The organism is Bacillus sp. FJAT-27445 (genome assembly GCF_001510665.1).
In the GTDB taxonomy this organism is placed as follows: domain Bacteria; phylum Bacillota; class Bacilli; order Bacillales; family Cytobacillaceae; genus Bacillus_D.
Genome location: NZ_LMTI01000001.1, coordinates 817,181 through 839,838 on the forward strand (window position 1 = coordinate 817,181; position 22,658 = coordinate 839,838).

Genomic DNA, 22,658 nt, shown 5'->3' on the forward strand with positions numbered 1-22,658 from the left:
AGCCCTCCGGAGGGAACCGGCTTAAGACCTCGAGGGGCTAGGCGCTCCTCGAAAAAGCTAACGCTTTTTCTTCGTGCGAGGCTTATGCTTCCGAAGCTTATTCTGGTGGAGCTGGATTACAACAATTTATTTCGAGTTATTCACAATGTTCTATTTTATAGTTTCCTCAAATACAAAAAAGCCGCATGAGCGGCTTTCAAGTTTAACGATTCGATTTGTTGCCTTGGTTGCCCTTCACCTGGTTTGGGAAAAGTTCATTTGAAAATTCAGCCAAGGCTGTATTTCCCGCCATTGGTGCCATCATCCGTTCTGCCGCCCTCTGTATTTTGGGAAGGACATTACGGTAGCGGGTTTTCCTCAGCCCCATAGCAGTAGCGCTTACCCCAAGCCCGATCAGGGACGCCCAAAACATTTTTTTACTCTGCCTTCCGTTTGAAAGCCCGCGCAAAATGGCTGCGACCATCTGGAAATTCATGTGCAGGCACTCCTTCCGTGAAATTGGATTCCTTAAGGGATTCCGTTATTAGTATCCTGTATTGGCTAAAGCAAATACTGCTTCAATTCATCCATTATTGGAATATTTGGCTTGCCAATACAAAGTAAATTGAAATAAGAAAGCGGTAGTTTTTTTGAAAAAAAATAAAACCGGCTTAACCGGTTTATTAACGTTGCCTGCTTTTTTGTTTTTCCATTACCTCATAAGATTTTTCAATAATATCCATTAATACATCGCCTTTATAGATTCTTCCTACCTTTGTGTTTTCCTGGTAGTATTCTACAATTTCATCCAGTTTCTCATATGCATCCTTTGTAATCCTTACATTCAGCTGTATACGTTGGCCTTCCACCGGAATCCCTCCATTTTCAACTTGCTAGCAGTAGCTATCACTTTGTTATCTGATTGATACATTATGCTATGTTCCTCTCATTATACCCTTTGCCATCAAATTGTAAATACATAAGGCATGCCACAGCAACCTAAAAATAATACTGAAATTCCACTGCTGCTTTCCAAGAAAATATTACTTGCCCACCAGCTTTAGCCCATTTTCTCCTTCTGGCTCAAGAATGCGTTCAAGAATTTCCTGGACGTGATTATGAAATCCCCATTGGCCGCGTTGCCTTGGGCGTGAAAGATCAATTAACCTGTTCATAACAATTTTTCCTGATTCAATCAGTATGACCCTATCAGCTATGGCAACCGCTTCTTCAACATCATGGGTAACCAAGATAGAGGCAAACCCTTTTTCTGTCCAAATCCTTTCAATTAAATCCTGCATCTCCATTCGCGTTAGGGCATCCAATGCACCAAGCGGCTCATCTAGAAGAAGGATATCGGGTTCATGGACAAGGGCCCGTGCAAGCGCCACACGCTGCCTTTGCCCTCCTGATAGCTTTGAAGGCCAGTCACCGCTTCGTTCCACGAGCCCAACATTCCGAAGTGCGTCCATCGCCTTTTCCTTCCAATTCCCATCAAGTCCAAGCCCGATATTTTCGAGAACACTTTTCCATGGGAGAAGCCTTCCATCCTGAAACATAATCCTGGCGTTTTTATTTAAGCCTTTTAAGGGCATGCCTTTAACTGAAATACTTCCCTGATCAGCTGCCTCCAGCCCAGCTACAAGGCGGAGAAGGGTGCTTTTTCCACAGCCACTCTTGCCTACGATCGAAATAAATTCGCCTGGAGCCGCAGCAAAATCAATTCCGTCAAGTACGACCCGGCTCCCATATGATTTTTGTACATCTTTTATTGATAAATAGGGCGTTTCCCTTGGATTCACCATTCATCCTCCTGACACTCGTTATGCGTTCCATTTTAGCCACTTATTCTCCATTGCCCTGGCTATTACATCCGACAGCTTCCCAAATAGGGCATATAAAACAATGCTTAAGACGATAACATCCATCTGAAAAAATTCCCGGGCATTCATGGCCATGTACCCTATTCCTGAACGAGCTGATATGGTTTCGGCGACAATTAACGTCAGCCACATAACCCCGAGAGAAAAACGGACACCGACGAGAATGGAAGATAGCGCGCCAGGAAAGACAACCGAAAAGAATAGTGAAGAACCTCTCAGCCCATATGCCCTGCCCATTTCTATCAATCCTTTGTCGACAGACTTAATCCCATGGTACGTATTAATATATACAGGAAAGAGCACACCCAATGCGACAAGGAATACCTTAGACGTTTCATCAATTCCAAACCAAAGGATTACGAGCGGAATTAACGCAAGATGAGGTATGGTCCTAAGCATCTGGATTGACGTGTCAAAAAGAAGCTCGCTAACCTTAAACATCCCATTAAATAGCCCTAATATAAATCCGATTGACCCACCAATCAAAAATCCTGCCATTGCCCTTCCGAGGCTAATCGATATATGGCCTGCAAGCTCACCCGATTTAAGAAGCCCTATCCCAGACATTAACACGTCAGTTGGTGAGGGAAGAATTCTGGAAGGAATCATGCCCATCCATGAAAACAACTGCCAAAGCCCTATAAGCAGCAGCGGGATAACCCAGGGGATTAGCTGGGTATAAAATTTTCTCCATCCAGGCTTCAATTATTACTCCCCCCTAACACGCTATTTTCCCATAGCGTCCCTTACATCTATTTTCTTCGGAATAATGCCAAGTTCAAAAAAGGTATCGGCAATTTCCTGCTGTTCACCGATTATTTTTTGGTTAATTTCGTCAACACCATAAACACGGCGTTTAACAGCAATTTCAAGTGATTTCTCATCAATTTTTAAAATTGGCGCAAGCATTTTGACAAGGTCGCTATGGTTTGCATTCGCCCAGTCGGAGGAACGCTGTATTTCTTCAATAATCTGATCGATGATTTTCGGATGTTCTTTTGCAAAGGCTGTACTGGCGAGAAAGAAATCCCTGTCCGTTGTCAAGCCTTCTCCGTTTACAAGCATTCTTGCGCTCGAGCCAACCTCTGCTGCCGAAGTAAAAGGATCCCAAACAACCCAAGCATCAATATTTCCTTTCTCAAACGCCACCCTTCCATCCCCAGGGGCAAGGAACGCGGGTTCAATATCGGAGTACTTTAGGCCTGCCTTTTCCAAACCCTTAATAAGCAAATAATGTGAACTGGAGCCTTTTGCAAAACCAACTGTTTTCCCTTTTAATTCCTTGACCGATTTTATTTTCGAATTTTCTTTAACCAGAATTGCACTTCCATTGAATTTTGGCTTCCCTGCAGCGATATAGACAAATGGGGCATCCGCAGCCTGTGCAAAGATTGGCGGGGAATCGCCGGTTCTGCCAAAATCTATTGTTCCTGCATTCAGGGCTTCAACCAGCGCCGGACCGGCCTGGAACTCCTTCCATTCAACTTCAATTCCCATTTCGCCAAGCCTTTCCTCGAGGGAACCCAGCGACTTAAGAATGACTAGCGGACCGTTTTTTTGATATCCAATCCGGATGGTTTTAATGGTTTTTTCTTTTAGTTCAGCTTTATCCTTTTTAGTTGGCGCATTACCTTCCGCCGAACAGCCTGCAAGGATAAAAAATATCGTGAAAATAGTCGATAGGCAATAGAGAAAGGCTTTTGCTATAACCGTTTTCATTGGGCGTTTCATCCCTTTCAAAGTTTTTACGGCATAAGTCAGCCTGATTTAAACTATGAAAAAATGGGCGATACGTTCCTGTCCAGAAAAATTTCTACTTTCCTAGACGGGCTGTACTAATTCCTTATTTTGCATGCATATATTGGGAAAAGAACTCGTCCAAAATTGGAGGGCCTTATGTTTACTGTTATAGAAAAAACCGTCTTGGCCATGTCATTTCTGCGAATTGTATCGGGTGGGATAGAAATCTTTGCAGCCCTGTTGATGCTGAAATTCAATGCGGTTGAAAAAGCGTTGTTAATCAACAGTTCCCTCGCCTTGATAGGGCCGCTTATCCTTTTATCAACAACTACCATTGGCCTGATAGGAATAGTAGAAAAGATTTCCTTACTAAAGATGTTCTGGGTTTTTGCTGGTGTGGCATGTATCCTTTATGGGGTTAAACAATAATACCATCTGATGGATAAATAGGGTGGCGGCGCCTGTGCCGCCGCCATATTTCTTTTTTTTGGAAACCCTAACGGTACGGACTCCAAATGAATTTTCCAATGGTGGCAAAATATTTCATGTTAATCTCCTTTGATTTTTCAAATACTATCCGCAAGCATGAAGAGAATGGAGTGATAACCATGGGAATAATGAGTGGAAACCCACAGGATGAACCCCTCCATGCGGGTGAGGTTTTTCATCTTTGGTCCCATTTGCTTGGCACAAAGGCATATCTTGTAGCGCTTCAGGTTTTTTCGAATCATTCTGGAGATCATGACTTAAAAGTCTTTATTGAGGATTTTATGGAGAATTGTGTAAAACAAGAGGAACAACAAGTCGAAGGTATCCTGAAGGAAAATGGAATCAGGCTTCCTCCAGCACCGCCGGATAGGCCAAACGTTTCAACAGAAGATATTCCCGCGGGTGCAAGGTTTAATGATTCTGAAATTGCTGCGCTCCTGACCAGGGATATCATTGGGGGAAATGTCCTTGCCAGCTATATAATGGGGCTTTCTATCAGGGCGGATATCCGAGAAATGTTTGGCGATTTTCTTACCCAAAAAGTTGAATATGCAGATAAGCTTGCGGCAATTAACAAGGAAAAAGGCTGGCTGGTCCTGCCTCCACTTAATTTAAAGTAAAATCATTCAATTTTAAAAAGGATGTGTATCCCGGTGGGAAGAAAGAATAACGGCATGACAGTCGCGGCCATAGGCTCGATCCCATTAATTATGACACTGGGAAATTCAATGCTAATCCCCATCCTTCCACAAATGAAAGCTCAGCTGGGCTTGACACCTTTGCAGGCAAGCATGACTATTACCGTGTTTTCAATAGCGGCTGCGATTTTCATCCCTGTCCTTGGTTATTTGTCTGACAGGTTTTCCAGAAAAATCATCATTCTTCCCGCGCTAATCCTTTACGGAGTTGGAGGGCTATTGGCTGGGTTTGCAGCAACAAGTTTTTCGAGTCCATATTGGTGGATTCTGGCAGGCCGGACAATGCAGGGTATAGGTGCTGCCGGTACAGCGCCCATTGCGATGGCATTAACAGGCGATCTGTTTAAAGGAGGAGAACAAAGCAGGGTACTGGGGATTGTCGAGGCGTCAAATGGACTTGGAAAAGTCCTCTCCCCGATTTTAGGAGCCCTTTTTGGCCTCCTCGCATGGTTCGCGGTCTTTTTTGCCTTCCCGGCAATTTGTTCAATTTCCATTTTGCTCACGTTATTTTTTATAAAGGAAAAAAGCCACCGCCAGGCACCTCCCCCTTTTGGCAAATACATGAGAGGATTGGCAAGTGTGTTTAAATTTGAAGGCCGCTGGCTTTTAACTGCCTATTTTGCTGGTGCGGTCTGTTTATTTACCCTTTTCGGCATCTTGTTTTACTTATCCGACGTCCTTGAAAAACAATATCGGATAGACGGAGTTGTGAAAGGCTTGATCCTCGCCATCCCTCTTTTGGTTATGGGGACGACATCCTATATAACTGGAAGCAAAATCGGAAAGAATACGGCGGCGATGAAGCGGCTGATTGTCATAGGGCTTGGCTTGATGACTATATCCTACTCCCTTCTCGTTTTCTTTGAAAAGCTTGTCCCATTTTTATTAGTGCTCGTTCTAAGCAGCATCGGAACCGGCCTTGTACTGCCTTGCCTGAACAGCCTGATAACAGGTTCCGTCGGAAAGGAACGGCGCGGATTCGTCACATCGCTGTATGGATCTGTCCGATTTATAGGAGTAGCGGTTGGGCCTCCTATTTTTACCAGGTTAATGGAATGGACCAAAGCCGGGATGTTCCTATCCATTGCTGCCTTGACCCTTATTGCGGGAATACTCGCCCTTACATTGATCCATGCGCCAAACAAGGGTGATAAAAAGGATAAAAGCAAATATTCATTCAGATACAACTACGTTTAAGTATTTTTGTTATTTTTTTCTGAAGGCAAAGCTGTACGCATCATACAGGCGGATTTTAAAAACGGCATCCACTATTTTTGTTGAAATCCATTGGCTTAAGAGAGCCTGGATAATGATTTCCCATTTGATAATCGATGCGGTGAGGAGGAAGATACAGCCATTAATCCAAAATAAGGGCTTGCCAGGAAGCGTCCCCCTCATGGATGAAATAATGAGCGCGAGTACCCCTACTCCTCCATTTGATACACCTTGCCTCAAGAGAAGCCCCACGCCTGCTCCAAGAAATAAGGAACCTGTCACAAGATCAAGCCAAACATTTCGATAAGGGATCATTATTCCCTTTTGTGAAAAATAGATGGAAAGTGATGTAATTGTAATAGCAAACATAGTCCACATTGTACATCGGTTTCCAAGATATTTGATTGCGAGAACCAGCATGGAAAAGTTAACAGCCCATAGAGCAAAACCCATATCAATATGAAAAAAATAATGCAGTAATACCGCTAGTCCCCCTGCACCGCCGGAAGGGATGCTATGCGGAAACAAAAAAAGGCCCATGCCAAGACCCTGAATAAGGCCGCCAGCCGTAACGATAGCACCTTTTCGAAGAAATTTGCCCATATACCCCATCCCTGCTTTTCCCACGAAGGCATTTGTGCCCCATTCGTAACGGGGAACCTCCACTTCAAGATTCACTTTATGCTCCATTTTATTCAATAGAGGGGAAAAGTAGTACAGGCTTCTTTAATCTATAAAAAGAGGCAATCGCATCCGATTGCCTCTTTTCCCTAAAATTTTTTCACCCTGATTGGGCTGACCATCAGGATTGCGAGAATAATCGTAATGTAAGCATTGCTGTAATCGAACAAAGCCATACCGGCAATTACCATCCCGGCAAGGGGAATTGGGATTCCCATAAAGTAACCTACTGTCGGACTAGCGCTGAATCTTGCAAGCCGGAGCGCACCCATTGCAGCATAGAACGTAAAGGCGAATGAGGCAAGCATCGAATGTGGAGCTAGTGTATAGACAAGTAATGCCGGCGCCACCCCAAAACTTACAATATCCGCGAGGGAATCCAGTTCAACACCGACATCGCTGTTTACATTCAGCCTCCTTGCAATCCTGCCGTCGAAAAGATCCATTAACGCTGCTGCAAATATTAGGAGGGCCGCGAGCCTAACAATATCATTCATATTCAGTATGATTGAAAATACCCCGCAAAGTAAATTTGCGATTGTAAACCAGTTTGGCAAAGACCGGACAACTGGTGAAGGCATTGCCTCACCCCTTCCTACTTTGTTAATGAAGATTCTTATCCCACTAATTTCCCTAATTTCGTTGCAAATATTCCCTAAAATAACCGAAAATAGAAAGAATCATAGGAATTGGGACCGTTAATTACCGGTTTACTGCCATAACTGAAAAGGAACAATAGAAGAGACACACGGAATAAATGGATAGAGGGGCTTTTGATGGAATGAGAAAAGCAGTATTTCTTGACAGGGATGGAGTACTTAATGAAGTGCTTACCAAACGAGTAAAGTTTGTTAATAATCCAAGACAGCTTTTTCTCTTGGATGGAGCGGCAGAAGCTGTAGCTGAAATTACTCAGGCTGGATACCCAATCTTCATCGTTACAAATCAGGGTGGAATAGGACTTGGCTTTATGACCGAGGAGAAACTAAAGAGAGTTCATCGGCGGCTCACTACCCTCATTACAGAAAAAGGCGGAAAGATTACTGATATAGCCCATTGTCCCCACAAACCACACGAGGGCTGCAGCTGCCGGAAGCCCCAACCAGGAATGCTAGAGGCTCTTGCAGAAAAATACGGAATAAACCTTACCCAGTCGGTGATGGTCGGTGACCACGAAAGAGACATAGAAGCAGGAAGAGCAGCTGGGTGCAAAACTGTTTTTATTGGCACTGGTGAAACAGGTGCTGACTTTAGCGCTCCGACATTATCAGCTGCTGTAAAATCAATCCTTTCTCTTCTGGAATAGCAAATACGGAGCAGCAAACCAATAAACATTAGGAGGAAACAAACTATGGATCAATCACTCGCCTATTTACGGGAAATTCTATCTAATTACACAGAAAACCATACCGGGGGAAAAAAGCTTTATAAACTCCTTGAACAAAATAACAGTTCCACAGAGGCTTTTGTCGAGAGCCTGGAGGCTGGGGACATACAATTTCTAAACACAATATTGCCTGAAGAAATTAAATACGCCCAAAATGAACAGGATGAGGAACGGGCCGGACAATTAAATAGCGTCTACGAACAATTAATTTGACTACTTATTGAATATCTTTATTTCCCAGGCAAGCGCAAAGACTGACAAAAGACGATAAAGTTCAAAAACCGATTTCCCCATGATAAGACAAAAACCTCGCTAAGGCAACATGATTTGCGTTGTGCATTATTATCTGGGATGGAGTGATGAAAATGGGAAATTCATTTAAGGAATCGATTCAAAAATGGGCCAGGCCCTTTGGAACTCACGGGGCTCGCCCAGTAGAGTAAGTCAGGACGCCTTTGTATATTTTAGCCAAACAGAAGCCCTACACCCCCTGCCTTTCGACAATTAAATGGTTAGGTACCTCAAAAAAGGGAGGAATCCGACACTGGGATTCCTCCTTTCCTTATCAATCCATAATAGGGTCATCATAGTTATCCGAAACGGTTAAATGATTCACCTTTATCATCTCTTCAATTAACCATTGCTTCTCCCTTAACTTTGAAGTATAAGGAAGCGAAACAGTTTCCCCGCTTTTGCTGATGAAAGAATAACTATCAAACCTGACGGAGCCTCGCGAATGGCGGTAAACAAGCTTAACACTCTCCATGTCTTTCCAAGCATATTTCTTCTCGCCAATTCCGGCCAACTTATTATAAAAAATTCCTTTATCTGTTGCGAAATAATAATTATCAATTGAGCCTACGAAAAGTGGTACGCAAAACACCTGCAAGGCAATGAGGCCAGCTCCCAGTTTCTTATTTTCCCATTTCCATGCGGCTATTAAATAAAGGGTTAATAATACTGCGGAAAGGAACATCCCTGCCATAAAGGCGAGATATGCACTAGAAGGTGTTTCAAAGAACCAGTACTCCCTTTTAAAATAAAAGGTACTGTGTATGGAAGCAACGATAACCACTGGCACAAAGAAACTGCTAATATACATGATAATCGTACAGGCAACCAGTATAACTTTTCGCTCATCACTCGATCTTGTGTTGATAATCAAGCCTCAATCCTCCCAATCCAACTTATCTATTTATTTTTCGGCAAAGGCTTTCAATGGCAGAAAGTGCATCAGCGATATCCTGTTCGCCAACTCCATAGTTCGTAACGAACCGTACAAGTCCCTCGCCGAAAGTCCCACATAGAATTCCTCTAGCTTTCATTTCATCGACAAATTCCTGTTCATTTTTACCGGATTGGCTGACATCGACCACAACAATATTTGTCTCTACTTTATTGGCGATGGAGTAACCGGAAATCCTTTCGATTCCTTCTGAAAGAAGTTTTGCATGCCAGTGGTCTTCCAAAAGCCTGTCCCTCATCTTGGTCAATGCCACCAGCCCAGGAGCCGCAATAACCCCGGCCTGCCTCATCCCGCCGCCAAGCCGCTTTCGCCATTTCCTTGCTCGGACGATAAATTCTCTGCTGCCGGCAAGCAAGGACCCAACTGGTGCGCCAAGGCCTTTGGAAAGGCATACCTGGACAGTGTCAGCATATTGGGTGAGCTCACTAACTGGAATCCCTAAAGCTGCTGCTGCATTAAAAAGCCTTGCCCCATCAATATGTACTGGTACATCATACAGCTTGGCGATCTCGTAAATTTCTTTCGTATTGGAAACAGGCAGGATAGCTCCCCCAGCCCGATTATGGGTATTTTCCAGGCAAATCAATCCAGTTTCCGGAAAATGAATATCATTGCCCCTTATTGCTGCTTTTACCCTACCCGGATCCATCGCTCCTCTTATGCCAGGAATTGTCCTGGTTTGGACTCCAGCAAGGGCCGAAGCGGCGGCTGATTCATAATAAAAGATATGGGACTGCTCCTCTAGTACAATTTCCTGCCCAGGCCTGCAATGGACGAGGATGGCAATCTGGTTTCCCTGTGTTCCGCTCGTCACGAACAGCGCATCTTCCTTGCCAAGGATTCGGGCGGCAGTCTCTTCAAGTTCCCTAACGGTTGGGTCCTCCCCATATACATCATCACCAACCTGGGCAAGATAAGCTGCTTTCCGCATTTCTTCGGTTGGTTTCGTTACGGTATCGCTTCTTAAATCAATCATTTTTCCGGCCCCCTCTTTAAAAAATTGCCCTATAGCTTATATTACCTTAAATATCCTGAAATGGGATAAAAATAAGGCGGATGCCAGGATGGGCATCCGCCGTAAATTTCAGTATAATCATTGCAGGTTAGCAAAACGGTCAAGGTCCCGGTTTCCGCCAATTACCACTAGGACGTCCCCTTCCTCAATATTTTCATCAGGAGAAGGGGAAATATTGATTGTACTGGCATGCCTGATTGCGATAACACTTAAATTGTATTTCGCCCGCAAATCCAGATCCCTTAGCGATTTATTTATCATGGATTCGGGTACTTTTATTTCCTCTACACTGTATTCCTTGGATAATTCAATAAAATTCAAAACATTGGGGGATAAAAGCATATGGGCAACCCTTTCACCCATATCCCGCTCCGGGAAGATGATCCAATCAGCCCCTACCTTATCCAGCACCTGTCCATGAGGTTTATTGATGGCTTTGGCAATTACTTTTTTAACCCCTTCTTCTTTAAGCAAAAGTACTGTTAATATGCTTGCCTGAATATCGCTTCCGATTGCTACGATTACCGTATCGAAATTCCTAATTCCAATGGATTTTAATGCTTCGGGATCTGTAGAGTCGGCAATGACCGCATGGGTGACAGACGGCTGCGCATCCTCCACCCTTTCCTCGTTAATATCAACGCCGAGCACTTCCTGCCCGGCCTCCAATAAATTGCCGGCAAGGCTGATTCCAAACCTGCCCAAGCCAATTACCGCATATTGCTTTACCATTTCCATACACTCCTTAACAATCATTCCTAGCCTATCATAATCTTTCCTTTAGGATAACGGAATGGAGTCTGTTTTCTCCGGATTGTAATTGCGTAAGCCACTGTCAATGGCCCTACCCTCCCCGCTAGCATCATGAATATGATTAAAAGCTCCCCCGGTGTGGAAAGCAGTGGTGTTAATCCCATCGAAAGCCCCACTGTTGCAAATGCCGAAGTCGCCTCAAATAGGATCAAGAAAAAGTCCTTGCCCTTTTCAGTTATGGTCAAAAGCATCGTAACGATAATAATTAGAATCAGGGCACTCATTGTCACTGTCAATGCTTTGTAAATTGTTTCATAGCCAATTCTTCGGCGATATAGAACAACATCTTCCTTTCCGCGAATTTGTGACCATACTGCCCCAAGCAATGTTGCAAACGTAGTTGTCTTAATCCCGCCTCCGGTTGAACCTGGTGATGCCCCGATAAACATTAAAATAATAATCAGGAAAAGGCCGGATTGGGTCATGTCGCTAATGCTAACCGTATTTGCCCCCGCAGTCCTTGCAGTAACCGACTGGAAAAGAGCCGCCAATGTTTTGCCGCTGAGTGACAGCGGCCCAAGCGTTTTGCCATTTGAGTATTCCAACAGGAAAATTAACAGTGTACCTATGGCAATGAGAATACCGGTAGAAGAAAGGACAATTTTTGTATGCAGTGAAAGCCTTTTTGTATGCCGGTACTCAAATAATTCGTTTATGACAATAAACCCGATGCCTCCCGTAATGATTAATAGGCAAACAGTTAATACAACAACTGGGTCATCTACATATCCTGTCAGGCTCCTGAACTCACCTAATAAATCAAACCCGGCATTATTGAAGTTGGAAATTGAATGGAAAACCCCATAAAAAACGGCCTTTCTCAACGGCATATCAAAGGAAAACCTAATGGATAAAATTATTGCTCCCAGAGTTTCAAAAACCGCCGCAAAAATAAGAATTCTTCTGGCAAGCCTTACAATACCCTCAATTGATATGTTATTCAAAGACTCCTGAAGGAGGAGACGTTCCCTAAGGGAAATCCTTTTCCCAAGAATAAAAGCAAACAAGGATGCAAACGTCATGAACCCCAGCCCGCCAATTTGGATCAATAAGAGGATGACTACCTGGCCGAACGTTGAAAAGGTTGTGCCGGTATCCACAACCACCAGTCCAGTTACACATGTGGCTGATGTGGCGGTAAAGAAAGCCTTAATAAAAGGGAGCCCTTCGTTGTCCGCCGTTGAAATGGGTAAAGTCAAAATGGATGCTCCAATGAGGATAATCACCACAAATCCCAGCACTAGGACCTTTGGAGGATCAAGGGAAAATTTTCTATATTGCATACTGTTCGCCTTCTTTTATACGAGTATCAAACTGTATATAGAGTATGGTTTACCACCCTGAATTCATTAATATTCATAAAGCGGGAAAAGCACCTACAAGGGAAAAACATAAATTTACCTCTTAGCAGTTCCGATTAACTTAGTATTATTTAGGGCGTATGAATTCATTCATTTTTTAATAACTTATGTTCCTCCCCGAGACCCTTCAGCCCGAAAAGAAATATGCCGCATCCAGCCGGATGCGGCACTCTTCCCTTGATAAGTTACCGTGTCGCTTTATTTTTAAAGAAATTAAATAAAAAGACGATGACTGCCGCTACGAGGAGAAGGTGAATTAACCCCCCGGCAACTTTAAATACGAGGCCAAGAACCCAGAATAGCACCAGAAGGCCGATGATGGTCCATAACATAGCAATCTTCCTTTCTTCTGTTTGATGATAGTTTACCCAAACCGATTCAATTAAAAACAAACTCTTGTTTCTCTTTATTTGAGTTAAGAAGTTTTTACAACTTTATGAACACCCCTCTGTTTTCACAATTCCTTCAAAAACAGAGTGATGTTTATCACATTTATGATGGTAACATCACCTTATCATTAACATTGTAAATACCAACGTAGTGTTAAATGATTTAACCAAAGGGGGATATTATCATGGCAAGAATTACGAATTGGAATCCGGAAAACGAGGATTTTTGGAAGAAGGAAGGAAAGAAGCATGCGAGAAGGAATTTGTGGATCTCGGTCCCGTCCCTTATGCTCGCATTCATCGTTTGGCAAATCTGGTCTGTGGTCGCTGTAAGGTTAAACGACATCGGCTTTCAGTTTACGGATGAGCAATTGTTCACACTAGCAGCAATTCCTGGGCTTGTCGGCGCAACGATGCGCTTTGTCTATACATTCGCTGTCGGAAAGTTTGGCGGTAAAAACTGGACGGTCATATCAACCGCCGCCCTTGCCGTTCCTGCCATTGGAATAGGCTTCGCGGTTCAAAACCCGGAGACACCTTTTAGCATTATGCTTTTGCTAGCCGCGCTTTGCGGCCTCGGCGGAGGTAACTTTTCATCTTCAACTGCTAACATTTCCTTCTTCTTTCCAAAGAAAGAAAAGGGTACAGCTCTTGGCATTAACGGCGGCCTTGGAAACATGGGCGTTTCGGTCGTACAGTTCGTTACGCCACTCGTGATTGCCTCCAGCACGTTTGCTTTGGTTGGCGGCGGGCAGTCAATGCCAGATGGCTCCCAAGTGTATCTTCAAAATGCTGCATTTATATGGGTTATTCCAATCGCTATCATGACAATCGCAGCTTATTTCGGAATGGATAATCTGCCAACTGCAAAGCAATCCGTATCTGACCAATTTGTTATTGTAAAACGAAAGCATACGTGGATTATGACCGTCCTATATATCGCAACATTCGGCTCTTTCATTGGCTACTCAGCGGCTTTTCCGCTCTTATTGAAATCACAATACCCAGAGCACGTCTCACTTGCTTTTCTAGGCGCGCTTCTAGCAGCTTCCGCTAGGCCGGTAGGCGGCTGGATTGCCGACAAGCTTGGCGGCGCAAAAGTGACTGCCTATGTTTTAATCGTTCAGGCGATTGGTGCGTCAGGCGTCATTTTCTTCCTAGGCCAAAATCATTTTTCAGGATTTCTAGCTTCCTTTCTGCTCCTGTTTTTGGCTTCCGGAATTGGATCCGGTTCAACTTTCCAAATGATTCCAAGCATTTTCATACCAAAGGAGGCGGCACCGGTACTTGGTTTTACAGCGGCATTTGCGGCTTACGGGTCATTCTTCATTCCGAAGCTATTCGGCTGGTCTGTGAAAACTACCGGGACACCTGTAACAGCGTTTTACTTCTTTATTGGATTTTATGTTGTCTCGTTCGCAATAAACTGGTTCTTCTATCAAAGAAAGAGTGCTGTTGTTGCTCTGAAACAGGCTTCCTAAGTTTATCTGAAAGAAAAAACCGCCACTTGGCGGTTTTTTTAATCCAGTATTGTAACCTTAACACTCTTTCTTCCCCATTTTAACGCTGCATCTTTGGAAGGGATAAAAACATCAATTTTGTTTCCTTCAATAGCGCCGCCAGTATCTCCGGCGACTGCAGTGCCGTATCCTTCTACATGAACTTTCGACCCAAGCGGTATAACGGACGGGTCAACTGCTATAACTTTTGCGCCCGGATTGTTCTTCAGGTCAATTCCTGTCGCAGTAATACCTATACAGCCCTCGCATGAAGCTGTATAGGCTGTTGCTGTTACGACCAGTTCCTTTCCGCTCGGATTTTCAGCGGCAGGGGTGGCCTGTTGCTGAGCCGCTGGTTTGCTTGAAGCCGGTTGTGCTGGTTGAGCTGGTTTAGAAACCTGGGTGGTGTCTTTCTTAGCTGCCGGAGCCTGCTGAGTCTGAACGGCCTGTACATTACCGGTATTCGCTCCAATTGCGAGCTGCATTCCAGGGTAAATTAAATCACTTTTTAAGTCATTCCAATCTATCAAATTCTGCAATGATACTTTTTGGGATGATGCAATCCCCCACAATGTATCGCCGTTCTTAACCTCGTACATTTTTTCGGGAAAAATATTAAGCGTTTCGCCTGCATAGATGGTCTCTGATTCCAACCCGTTCCATCCTATGATATTATCAACACTTGTATTATGTACTTCTGAAAGTCCCCAGAGAGTATCCCCTTTTTTTACAACGATTTCCTCCGCCTGGGCATTGGCGGCAAACGTACCGGAAATTGCTGCCGCAATCATGAAGCTACCTATCGATTTTTTCAAGTCCGTGTACCTCCTACAATCCTTATTCTAAAAACTAACACTGTCAATGTTAGCATGAAAAACCAAAATCCCAAGAACAAGAAGATAATAATTCGGTAACAACAATGACTATAAGGTTACGATGAGGTAACCAATCGATTGAATGTTCTGAAAAATTTTAATGAAAAATCGTTCCTAAACGGAAAAAGGAGCAGATTTCTCTGCTCCAAAGATTATCGGCAAAAGGCAGCGAGAGGTTACCCACTCGCTGCCTTTTGTAATTTATATGGAAATTACGAAGGTTAAAGGTTCTTCCCCACAAAAGTGGTTTTAGCGAATGTGTTGATTTGCGCTACGGGCACACGCTTTCCGCGGGGCGTCAGTGGAGCCTCCTCGGCGCTTGCGCCTGTGGGGTCTCCACCTTGCCGCTGCATCCCGCTGGAGTCGGTGCCCTCCGCTCCAATCAACATAAAAGTTAGGCATATTAATCATAAAGTAGCACTTATGGTGAAGAACCAGGATAAATTAACTTAAGAATTACTTCCAATTGTTCACATTCATTGGCTTGGATTTTTAGTCATCATGGGAGGTCACCCTATACATAGTGTCATTTATATAAAGGAAATTTCAGTTGATTGAAATGGAGGGTGGCGACTCCTGCGGGAATAGCGGGATAGTCGAGACCCTGGACTGAGCGTAGCGAGGGAAGCGGCTCGGCCCCGCCCGCGGAAAGCGTCCACCCGGAATGTAAATCTAGAGACGCATTGTCATTTCAATTTATATTTAAAATTAAAAAAGACTGTAGGCAAACCCGAAACTCTTCGAGTTTGTCTACAGTCTGAGGAGCAGATTTCTCTGCTCCCAAAATAATTAAACCGGTTGGATTGATACGGCGCAAGCCTTGTATTCCGCTGTTCCCGATATCGGATCATACTCATTAAGGGTGAGTACGTTCGTCGGTGTTTCATGCCAGTGGAAGCTCATAAACACAAGACCTGGAACCACCTGTTCAGTCACTTTGCATTTAACAGTAAGCTCACCGCGGCGGGATTTCACGTGTACGATGTCCCCGTCCGCAATGCCAAGTTTCGCTGCATCTTCGGGATGGATATCAATCGTCTCTTCCGTTTGCTTTATTTTAACCCCTGTTGCATAGTATCGGGTTTGGGTATGGGTATTATAGGATTCGTACCTTCTTCCGGTCGTCAAGGTAAAAGGATACTCCTCGTCCGGCAGTTCAAGCGGCGCGGTGTAATCCACTGGGACAAAAGGAGACTTCCTGTCCGGTTCCGCATCTTTATGGAACCTGTCAAGCATAACGAAAGTACCCGGATGGGTCTCGTCCGGACAAGGATAGTGGACCGAATATTCCTTCTCAAGCCTTTCATAGGAAATACCGCCATACATTTCCCAGGCGAGCTTGCGAACCTCGTTCCAAATCTCTTCACTGCTCTCGTAATTCATTGGATACCCCATAATCGTCGAAAGCTCGCAAAGAATTTCCCAATCCTCTTTCGTGTCCGGATGGGCATCGATAGCTTTGCGGACGCGCTGAATCCGACGGTCCGTGTTGGTAAAGGTCCCATCTACTTCCCCCCAGGAGCGCGCGGGTAAGACAACATCCGCCAGCTGAGCTGTTTCTGTAAGAAAAATATCTTGGACTATTAGAAGATCCAATTTTTCCAATAGCGTTTTTGTATGATTCATATGAACATCAGCCAGCAGCGGATTTTCCCCTATTACATAAAGGGCTTTAACCCCACCCTCCTCGATACGGTCAAACGTTCTAGTTTGGGTATCGCCTGGTTGAGGGTTTAGGGTAACTCCCCATTCCTGTTCATACCTAGCCCGATAATCGGCATTTGCAAGGCTCATTGCCCCGGCAAGCTGATTTGGCAGGCAGCCCATGTCGCCGGCTCCCTGAACATTATTTTGGCCGCGCAATGGCATAATGCCGCTTCCTTCCTTGCCGATATTCCCGGTCAAGAGAGCAAGGTTGGCAATGTCAAACACATTGTTAACACCGCAGTGATGTTCGGTAATTCCCAAGGTATAGGCAATCATTGCTCCATTCGCGGAAGCATATTCCCTTGCAGTCTCAATAATGTCTTCTGCCGGTACACCTGTAATGAGAGAGGAATACTCGGGGGTGTACATTTCAACCCTTTTTTGCAATACGTCAAAATCCTCTGTATGCTTTCCAATAAACTCCGTATTATAGAGCCCTTCTTTAAGGATGACATGGATGAAAGCGTTGATTAACGCAATATCGGAGCCAACGTTGATTTGCAAGTGCCGGTGAGCGGATTTCACCATATCAATTTTCCTTGGATCGATTACAATCATTTTCAACCCTGATTTGACAGCTTTTTTAATCCTGTTCGCAATTATTGGATGCGCCTCGCTCGTGTTCGAGCCCATTAATAAAAGAACCTCGGCCCTATCGAAATCCTCAAGAGTATTTGTAGGGAAACCGCTTCCAAACACAGTTGCCAGACCGGCAACACTTGGAGCGTGTCAGGTTCGGTTACAGCCGTCTATATTATTACTTCCAATTACAGTCCTCATAAATTTTTGGGTTACATAATTGGATTCATTTGTCGTCCTTGCGCAGGCGAACATGGTAATGGATTCCGGCCCCCACTCGGACTTGATAGCGCCAAGCCTATTCGAGATAAAGCTTAAGGCTTCATCCCATGTCGCCTTGACCAATTGCCCGCCTTTTCTTAACAGCGGTGAATTCAATCTATTTGGCGCATGGACATACTCATACGCGAATGACCCTTTCACGCATGTTTGGCCCTTATTGACAGGCGCTTCCTTATCTCCCCGTATTTTAACAATCTTATTATCCTGAACTTCAACAACAAGGCCACAACCGGTCCCGCAATATCCGCAGACCGTTTTAACAAGATTCTGCACTCCCATTTTGAATCCCTCCATTTTAAACATAGATGCTTATATAACCATATTAATTCATTTCTTCTGCTGCTAGGGCGTTATAATAGTGAAGATTTTGTCATCTTTATGAAGATTCAGTGACGTGAAAGCGATTACATTTCTATTAAAATATATTTATTCATGATTTTTATTTCTGCATAATCACATTTTTAGAATTCAAACACTTTCCTCTGTTTTATAAAAACGAGGGAATGGCCCCGCCAATTCCCTCTTATTGTAGATGTCATGCAGTTTTAGCCGGAAGGAAGATATTGAAAGTGGTTCCTTTGTTTGGCTCGCTTTCAACGAAAACTTTTCCATTGTGGCTTTCAATAATCTTGAAGCTCACCATTAGGCCAAGGCCGTTTCCGTTCTTTTTGGTTGTATAGAATGGTTCACCAAGCTTCTTCAATTTTTCTTCCGGTATTCCCACGCCGGTGTCCTGAATGGAAATCTGCACCTCGTTCCCCTTGATGCTCGATTTCACATGGAGTTCTCCGCCATTTGGCATTGCTTCAATTCCATTTTTCACAAAATTAAGGAAAACCTGCTTCAGCCTGTTTTCATCACATTCAATCTGAATAATTTCATCTGTATAATCGAAATCAAGCTTTACATTCTTTTTGCGGGCTTCAAACTCTAGCAGCGATAGGACATTTTTAATGACTGGCACTACGTTCTTTTCTTCCAATTCCACTGCTTTCGGTTTCGCAAGGACCATAAAGTCCTCGACGATGCCATTCACCCTTTCAATTTCATCCAGGATAATATTTAAAAACTCAAGCCGTTCAGGATCACGTTCATCCAACTGAAGGAACTCCGCGTAGCCTCTCATTGATGTTAATGGATTCCTGATTTCGTGGGCGACTCCCGCGGCGAGCTGGCCGACCGCGGCAAGTTTATCCTGGCGGTGAAGCATATCTTCTGTCCTTTTCCGTTCTGTGATATCATTGCGAATGGCGACGTATTGATAAGGCCGGCCTTTTTCATTCAGGAATGGAACAATTGTCGTATCCACCCAATAGAACGAGCCATCCTTGGCGCGATTCCTGATTTCCCCGGTCCACACATTCCCCTGCCCAATTGTACTCCAGAGCTCTTTGAAAAACTCCTTTGGGTGTAATCCTGAGTTAAGGATGTTGTGATCCTGGCCAATTAATTCCTCTCTGGAAAACTTGGAGATTTCACAGAAATTATCATTCACGCTAATAATTTTTCCCCGGGCGTCGGTTATTGCTACGATTGATGATTGATCAAGGGCGAATTTATAATCACTGATTTCCTTTAGGGAATTTTTCAGGTTTGCCTCGGCGGTTCTCCTGTTGGTAATATCTGTCCTGATGGCGACATATTGATAGGGTTTACCTTTTTCGTTCAAAAAAGGAACGATGGTTGTATCAACCCAGTAAAGTGTCCCATCCTTCGCTCGGTTGCATATTTCTCCTTTCCATACCTTCCCGTTCCCAATTGTCTTCCATAAATCCTTGAAGAACTCCTTGTCATGGGTGCCTGAATTCAATATCCTGTGATCCTGTCCAATCAATTCCTCGCGGCTGTACTTGGATATTTCACAGAACTTGTCATTGACGCTCGTTATAGCACCCCTCGAATCGGTAATCGCAACGATAGAAGATTGGTCGAGAGCAAATGTAATGTCGCTGATTTCCTTATGCTGTTCCATCAGCTCCTTTTCAGCTTCCTTACGTTTTGTAATGTCCGACCTGATGGAAACATATTGATAAGGCTTTCCTTTTGTGTCCAGAAAAGGAACAATCGTGGTATCAACCCAATAAAGGGAGCCATCCTTTGCCTTGTTACAAATTTCACCGTACCAAATCTTTCCTGACAGGACTGTGTCCCATAACTCTTTGAAAAATTCCTTGGAATGATAGCCCGAATTCATGAGCCGGTGATTTTTACCGATAATTTCTTCCCTGGAATATTTTGTTACCTCTAGGAACTTGTCATTCACTTCAATCAAGTTACCGTCCATGTCCGTGACGCCAACAATTGAAGATGCATGCAATGCGGCGAGAATATCCTTTAAATGGCTATCCGCCGCGGCAAGTTTCTTGCTAATAAGGGTACTCGAAATGATTAATCCGCCGAAAATTAACGTGGCAACGAACAGGACCAAGTAAACAATGAACGAATCATCAGGTATTAAGGATAACGATCCCGCTGGCGTTTCCTCCAGGCTTGACGCCCGCTTCAGTAGGAAATGGCCCTGTGCGACAGCCGCAGTGATAATGCCTGCACTTACAGGTTTTAGCCACGCGGAATTTCCTCTATTAAAACTTTTAGAATAAAACAGCATCCATAGCGCGAATAGAAAGGAACAATATATTAATAGAGTTGATACTGTAAAAATTACTGGGTTGAACCCAATGCTGATTTCCATTGAGTACATACCGATAATATGAATTGAGAATACAGCCATGGTAAGAAAAAGGCTACCTAAAAGCAAGCTGGAGAATTTTACTTTATTTGCAGTCAGGGAGATGAACGCCATGCCGGTCAACGAGATGCCAATCACCATCGAGAGCATGGTAAGCGGAATCTGGTAAGTTCCGAATCTACTTACATCCTCGGATAAAAGCCCTAAAAAATTCATTACCCATATACCGATTCCCATTGCAAAGGTTCCGCCAATGTACAACAGGCCTTTATTCTTTTTGGAGGAATGGATAAGCGTAAACATATCTAAAGCAGTATACGAAGCCATCATTGTTAAGGCCAATGCGAATATTAGTAAAATCGGACTGAACTGAAAGGTCATCCCATTCATTGTCAAGTATCAACCCCTAAGTTTTTGACATTTCTAATACAATTGTAATAGAAAGTTCACAATTAAGAAAGCAAAATAAAAAAGGATTTAGTATATCCCCCACTACTTTACACCATTTTACCAAAATCCTCATATTTTTCCTATGCTTGTATTGTAAATGATTTGATTTTAGATTAATATCCCTCCGTCTTTCCTATGAAGTTAATGATGGAACAAATAAATTATCCCCAAACACCTGTCCCACAAGCTTTCCGAAGGGCTGTTCACCAATCAATTCCATTGTTTCATCGGTATTAATAATATACCTGGTTTAGAAATTTCCGCCTGTTTTTAAGTTCAAGTCCCAAGGAATGCCTCAAAAAAACATAGGGTGAGAAAAAATAGGAATCACCAAAAGGATTCAAATGATTAAACTGTATTATAAAAGGGAATACATTATCAATCTGTCATATAAAAGGAGCGATTTTTACGATGTTAATGAATCCTATTGAATTCTTCCGCAATCTTCCTCAGAAGGAATGCTCATTGTGCGGAGGGTCCATCCAGGAGCAAGCAGAGTCCTACCAATGCGAATGTGATTCATGTAAGGCGAAGCAAATGGAATAGAGGACTCAACTGATAAAAGGCCGGTTCCCATAGGAGGAGCCGGCCTTTTGGCACTGGCGAAAACATCCTTGAAAATGTTTTAATAAGGAAGAGAATATTTTAAAAGGATGTGTCCCTTTCATGAGGCTGATGAACTGGGCCTATACAAAAAAATATAATATCAAGGCGCTATACGATGAATTCCCCTCCTCGCCTGTAATCTTCAGGCAGATTAAGGAGTACTATTTTATCTATACAATAAAATGGAACACTGCAGACAAGCCGGTCGCGCGGACGGATCTTGAAAAAATGGAGCTGCTCCTCAATGAAGAACTCGGAACTTTCGGCGACTATCGAAAACGAAAAGCATTCCAATCCATATAGTACGTCACTTGTCTTCTTAAGGAATAATAAGCGGTATCTTCGTACATGCTTTATTACAAGGAGCTGAAGGCCGTGGAGAAGAAAACGAACTACACTACCCCCGCAATCAAACAACCTACATTCACTGTTGAAACGGGTGACACGTATCCTAACCCTGAAAGTATCCCGGGAAATTCAGTCGATGAGCATAAGCAGCTGGAAGAGGCGAATACTCTTTTGGGCGGCGATGAAATCAGGCAGCAAAACGAAAACCTTTAAGAAAAGAGCTGGTACCGAATATTTAGGTACCAGCTCTTTTACATTTTAGGCAAATCCCTAATGCCGGAATCCATTGAGCTTCCACACATAGGGCATAACAAGTCGTCTGACACAAAGTTTTTTCTCATCCAGCCGATGCAGCTATCATCACTGCAGGAGTATATTTCGGTACTAACCAGAGGTTCCTCTTCCTTCTCATAAGGCAGCCTTTTCCCAAAAAACATGTCCATACCTCCTATCCCAGATAGCTTTCACTGGAGTTTCTTCCTATAGTATGCACCATTTTCTTCATATTATAGGTACAGGAGGCAATAACGTTTTTATTTCGTTCTCATTATTGTAAAAAAGCTTTCAGGAATACACGTATTAATGAGGTAAAATTGATATATATGTCACCTTAGGCTCTTCACCACAAAAAGTGGTTTTACCAATGTGTTGATTTGCACTCCAGGCACACGCTTTCCGCGGGGCGTCAGTGGAGCCTCCTCGGCGCTAGCGCCTGTGGGGTCTCCAC

26 protein-coding genes are annotated in these 22,658 nt (G+C 43.7%); 10 read left to right on the forward strand and 16 right to left on the reverse strand.

Translation table 11 applies throughout. The features are described 5' to 3' along the window. Window positions 1-189: hypothetical protein (locus AR337_RS23575; protein ID WP_216637360.1), on the forward strand; the 189-nt coding region annotated here is incomplete at its 5' end. Between the two features lie 13 nt (window positions 190-202). Here the strand turns inward: AR337_RS23575 and AR337_RS04040 are convergent. The 5 genes from AR337_RS04040 to AR337_RS04060 all read right to left on the reverse strand — a co-directional run bounded on the left by AR337_RS04040 (window position 203) and on the right by AR337_RS04060 (window position 3,581). Continuing rightward, a complete protein-coding gene (locus AR337_RS04040; protein ID WP_059170705.1) occupies window positions 203-475 on the reverse strand; it encodes a hypothetical protein in 273 nt (90 codons plus the stop codon). Window positions 476-662: 187 nt separating this feature from the next. Then, complete coding sequence (locus AR337_RS04045; protein ID WP_059170706.1) at window positions 663-848, reverse strand: hypothetical protein; 186 nt, start codon at window positions 846-848, stop codon at window positions 663-665. 174 nt (window positions 849-1,022) lie between these two features. Continuing rightward, window positions 1,023-1,784 carry an ATP-binding cassette domain-containing protein gene (locus AR337_RS04050; RefSeq protein ID WP_059170707.1) on the reverse strand — a complete coding sequence of 254 codons (762 nt, stop codon included), beginning with the start codon at window positions 1,782-1,784 and terminating at the stop codon, window positions 1,023-1,025. Window positions 1,785-1,802: 18 nt separating this feature from the next. Next, complete coding sequence (gene ssuC, locus AR337_RS04055; protein WP_059170708.1) at window positions 1,803-2,567, reverse strand: aliphatic sulfonate ABC transporter permease SsuC; 765 nt, start codon at window positions 2,565-2,567, stop codon at window positions 1,803-1,805. Between the two features lie 21 nt (window positions 2,568-2,588). Beyond that, window positions 2,589-3,581, reverse strand: coding sequence for a sulfonate ABC transporter substrate-binding protein (locus AR337_RS04060; protein ID WP_059170709.1), 993 nt, complete (start codon window positions 3,579-3,581; stop codon window positions 2,589-2,591). 177 nt (window positions 3,582-3,758) lie between these two features. Here AR337_RS04060 and AR337_RS04065 point away from each other — a divergent pair, with 177 nt between their 5' ends. The 3 genes from AR337_RS04065 to AR337_RS04075 all read left to right on the forward strand — a co-directional run bounded on the left by AR337_RS04065 (window position 3,759) and on the right by AR337_RS04075 (window position 5,986). Next, entirely contained in the window at window positions 3,759-4,031 is a 273-nt protein-coding gene (locus AR337_RS04065; RefSeq protein ID WP_059170710.1) for a YqhV family protein, read from the forward strand. A 179-nt stretch (window positions 4,032-4,210) separates the two neighbouring features. Next, window positions 4,211-4,711: a DUF3231 family protein gene (locus AR337_RS04070; protein WP_059170851.1), complete on the forward strand. Its 501-nt coding sequence runs from the start codon at window positions 4,211-4,213 to the stop codon at window positions 4,709-4,711. A gap of 27 nt (window positions 4,712-4,738) precedes the next feature. Further along, a complete protein-coding gene (locus tag AR337_RS04075) occupies window positions 4,739-5,986 on the forward strand; it encodes an MFS transporter (RefSeq protein WP_253701500.1) in 1,248 nt (415 codons plus the stop codon). 9 nt (window positions 5,987-5,995) lie between these two features. Here AR337_RS04075 and AR337_RS04080 read toward each other — a convergent pair whose 3' ends face one another. Both AR337_RS04080 and pssA read right to left on the reverse strand, forming a co-directional pair. Next, a complete protein-coding gene (locus AR337_RS04080; protein ID WP_367576244.1) occupies window positions 5,996-6,682 on the reverse strand; it encodes a YitT family protein in 687 nt (228 codons plus the stop codon). Window positions 6,683-6,774: 92 nt separating this feature from the next. Next, on the reverse strand, window positions 6,775-7,266 hold the full coding sequence (gene pssA / locus AR337_RS04085; RefSeq protein ID WP_059170712.1) for a CDP-diacylglycerol--serine O-phosphatidyltransferase: 492 nt from the start codon (window positions 7,264-7,266) through the stop codon (window positions 6,775-6,777). Between the two features lie 200 nt (window positions 7,267-7,466). Here pssA and AR337_RS04090 point away from each other — a divergent pair, with 200 nt between their 5' ends. Both AR337_RS04090 and AR337_RS04095 read left to right on the forward strand, forming a co-directional pair. Then, complete coding sequence (locus AR337_RS04090; RefSeq protein ID WP_059170853.1) at window positions 7,467-7,991, forward strand: HAD-IIIA family hydrolase; 525 nt, start codon at window positions 7,467-7,469, stop codon at window positions 7,989-7,991. 45 nt (window positions 7,992-8,036) lie between these two features. Next, window positions 8,037-8,285 carry a sigma-G-dependent sporulation-specific acid-soluble spore protein CsgA gene (locus tag AR337_RS04095; RefSeq protein ID WP_059170713.1) on the forward strand — a complete coding sequence of 83 codons (249 nt, stop codon included), beginning with the start codon at window positions 8,037-8,039 and terminating at the stop codon, window positions 8,283-8,285. A gap of 352 nt (window positions 8,286-8,637) precedes the next feature. On the opposite strand, the gene AR337_RS04100 is transcribed toward AR337_RS04095, so the two are convergent. From AR337_RS04100 to AR337_RS04120, 5 genes are all read right to left on the reverse strand, one after another. Next, window positions 8,638-9,237, reverse strand: coding sequence for a hypothetical protein (locus AR337_RS04100; protein ID WP_059170714.1), 600 nt, complete (start codon window positions 9,235-9,237; stop codon window positions 8,638-8,640). Window positions 9,238-9,259: 22 nt separating this feature from the next. After that, the gene (gene ltaE / locus AR337_RS04105; protein ID WP_059170715.1) at window positions 9,260-10,294 is read right to left on the reverse strand and encodes a low-specificity L-threonine aldolase; all 1,035 of its coding nucleotides are present in this window, start codon (window positions 10,292-10,294) and stop codon (window positions 9,260-9,262) included. 117 nt (window positions 10,295-10,411) lie between these two features. Then, the gene (locus AR337_RS04110) at window positions 10,412-11,065 is read right to left on the reverse strand and encodes a TrkA family potassium uptake protein (protein ID WP_059170716.1); all 654 of its coding nucleotides are present in this window, start codon (window positions 11,063-11,065) and stop codon (window positions 10,412-10,414) included. A 26-nt stretch (window positions 11,066-11,091) separates the two neighbouring features. Beyond that, the gene (locus AR337_RS04115; RefSeq protein WP_059170717.1) at window positions 11,092-12,429 is read right to left on the reverse strand and encodes a TrkH family potassium uptake protein; all 1,338 of its coding nucleotides are present in this window, start codon (window positions 12,427-12,429) and stop codon (window positions 11,092-11,094) included. Window positions 12,430-12,692: 263 nt separating this feature from the next. Then, window positions 12,693-12,839 carry a lmo0937 family membrane protein gene (locus AR337_RS04120; RefSeq protein WP_156424311.1) on the reverse strand — a complete coding sequence of 49 codons (147 nt, stop codon included), beginning with the start codon at window positions 12,837-12,839 and terminating at the stop codon, window positions 12,693-12,695. Window positions 12,840-13,081: 242 nt separating this feature from the next. Here AR337_RS04120 and AR337_RS04125 point away from each other — a divergent pair, with 242 nt between their 5' ends. After that, the gene (locus AR337_RS04125) at window positions 13,082-14,377 is read left to right on the forward strand and encodes a NarK family nitrate/nitrite MFS transporter (protein WP_059170719.1); all 1,296 of its coding nucleotides are present in this window, start codon (window positions 13,082-13,084) and stop codon (window positions 14,375-14,377) included. Between the two features lie 38 nt (window positions 14,378-14,415). Here AR337_RS04125 and AR337_RS04130 read toward each other — a convergent pair whose 3' ends face one another. From AR337_RS04130 to AR337_RS04145, 3 genes are all read right to left on the reverse strand, one after another. Then, a complete protein-coding gene (locus AR337_RS04130) occupies window positions 14,416-15,210 on the reverse strand; it encodes a LysM peptidoglycan-binding and 3D domain-containing protein (protein WP_059170720.1) in 795 nt (264 codons plus the stop codon). Window positions 15,211-16,059: 849 nt separating this feature from the next. Then, on the reverse strand, window positions 16,060-18,141 hold the full coding sequence (gene fdhF, locus AR337_RS04135; protein ID WP_367576245.1) for a formate dehydrogenase subunit alpha: 2,082 nt from the start codon (window positions 18,139-18,141) through the stop codon (window positions 16,060-16,062). 232 nt (window positions 18,142-18,373) lie between these two features. Then, window positions 18,374-20,917, reverse strand: a complete 2,544-nt coding sequence (locus AR337_RS04145) for a PAS domain-containing protein (RefSeq protein WP_082686847.1) — start codon at window positions 20,915-20,917, stop codon at window positions 18,374-18,376. 477 nt (window positions 20,918-21,394) lie between these two features. On the opposite strand from AR337_RS04145, the gene yhfH reads away from it, so the two are divergent. The 3 genes from yhfH to AR337_RS04155 all read left to right on the forward strand — a co-directional run bounded on the left by yhfH (window position 21,395) and on the right by AR337_RS04155 (window position 22,144). Continuing rightward, window positions 21,395-21,523: a protein YhfH gene (yhfH, locus tag AR337_RS22575; RefSeq protein WP_367576247.1), complete on the forward strand. Its 129-nt coding sequence runs from the start codon at window positions 21,395-21,397 to the stop codon at window positions 21,521-21,523. A gap of 120 nt (window positions 21,524-21,643) precedes the next feature. Further along, window positions 21,644-21,886 (forward strand): hypothetical protein, encoded by a 243-nt coding sequence (locus AR337_RS04150; RefSeq protein ID WP_059170723.1) that lies wholly within the window; start codon window positions 21,644-21,646, stop codon window positions 21,884-21,886. A gap of 72 nt (window positions 21,887-21,958) precedes the next feature. Beyond that, complete coding sequence (locus AR337_RS04155; RefSeq protein ID WP_253701470.1) at window positions 21,959-22,144, forward strand: hypothetical protein; 186 nt, start codon at window positions 21,959-21,961, stop codon at window positions 22,142-22,144. Between the two features lie 38 nt (window positions 22,145-22,182). Here AR337_RS04155 and AR337_RS04160 read toward each other — a convergent pair whose 3' ends face one another. After that, window positions 22,183-22,368, reverse strand: a complete 186-nt coding sequence (locus AR337_RS04160; RefSeq protein WP_059170725.1) for a cold-inducible protein YdjO-related protein — start codon at window positions 22,366-22,368, stop codon at window positions 22,183-22,185. Window positions 22,369-22,658: the final 290 nt, after the last annotated feature.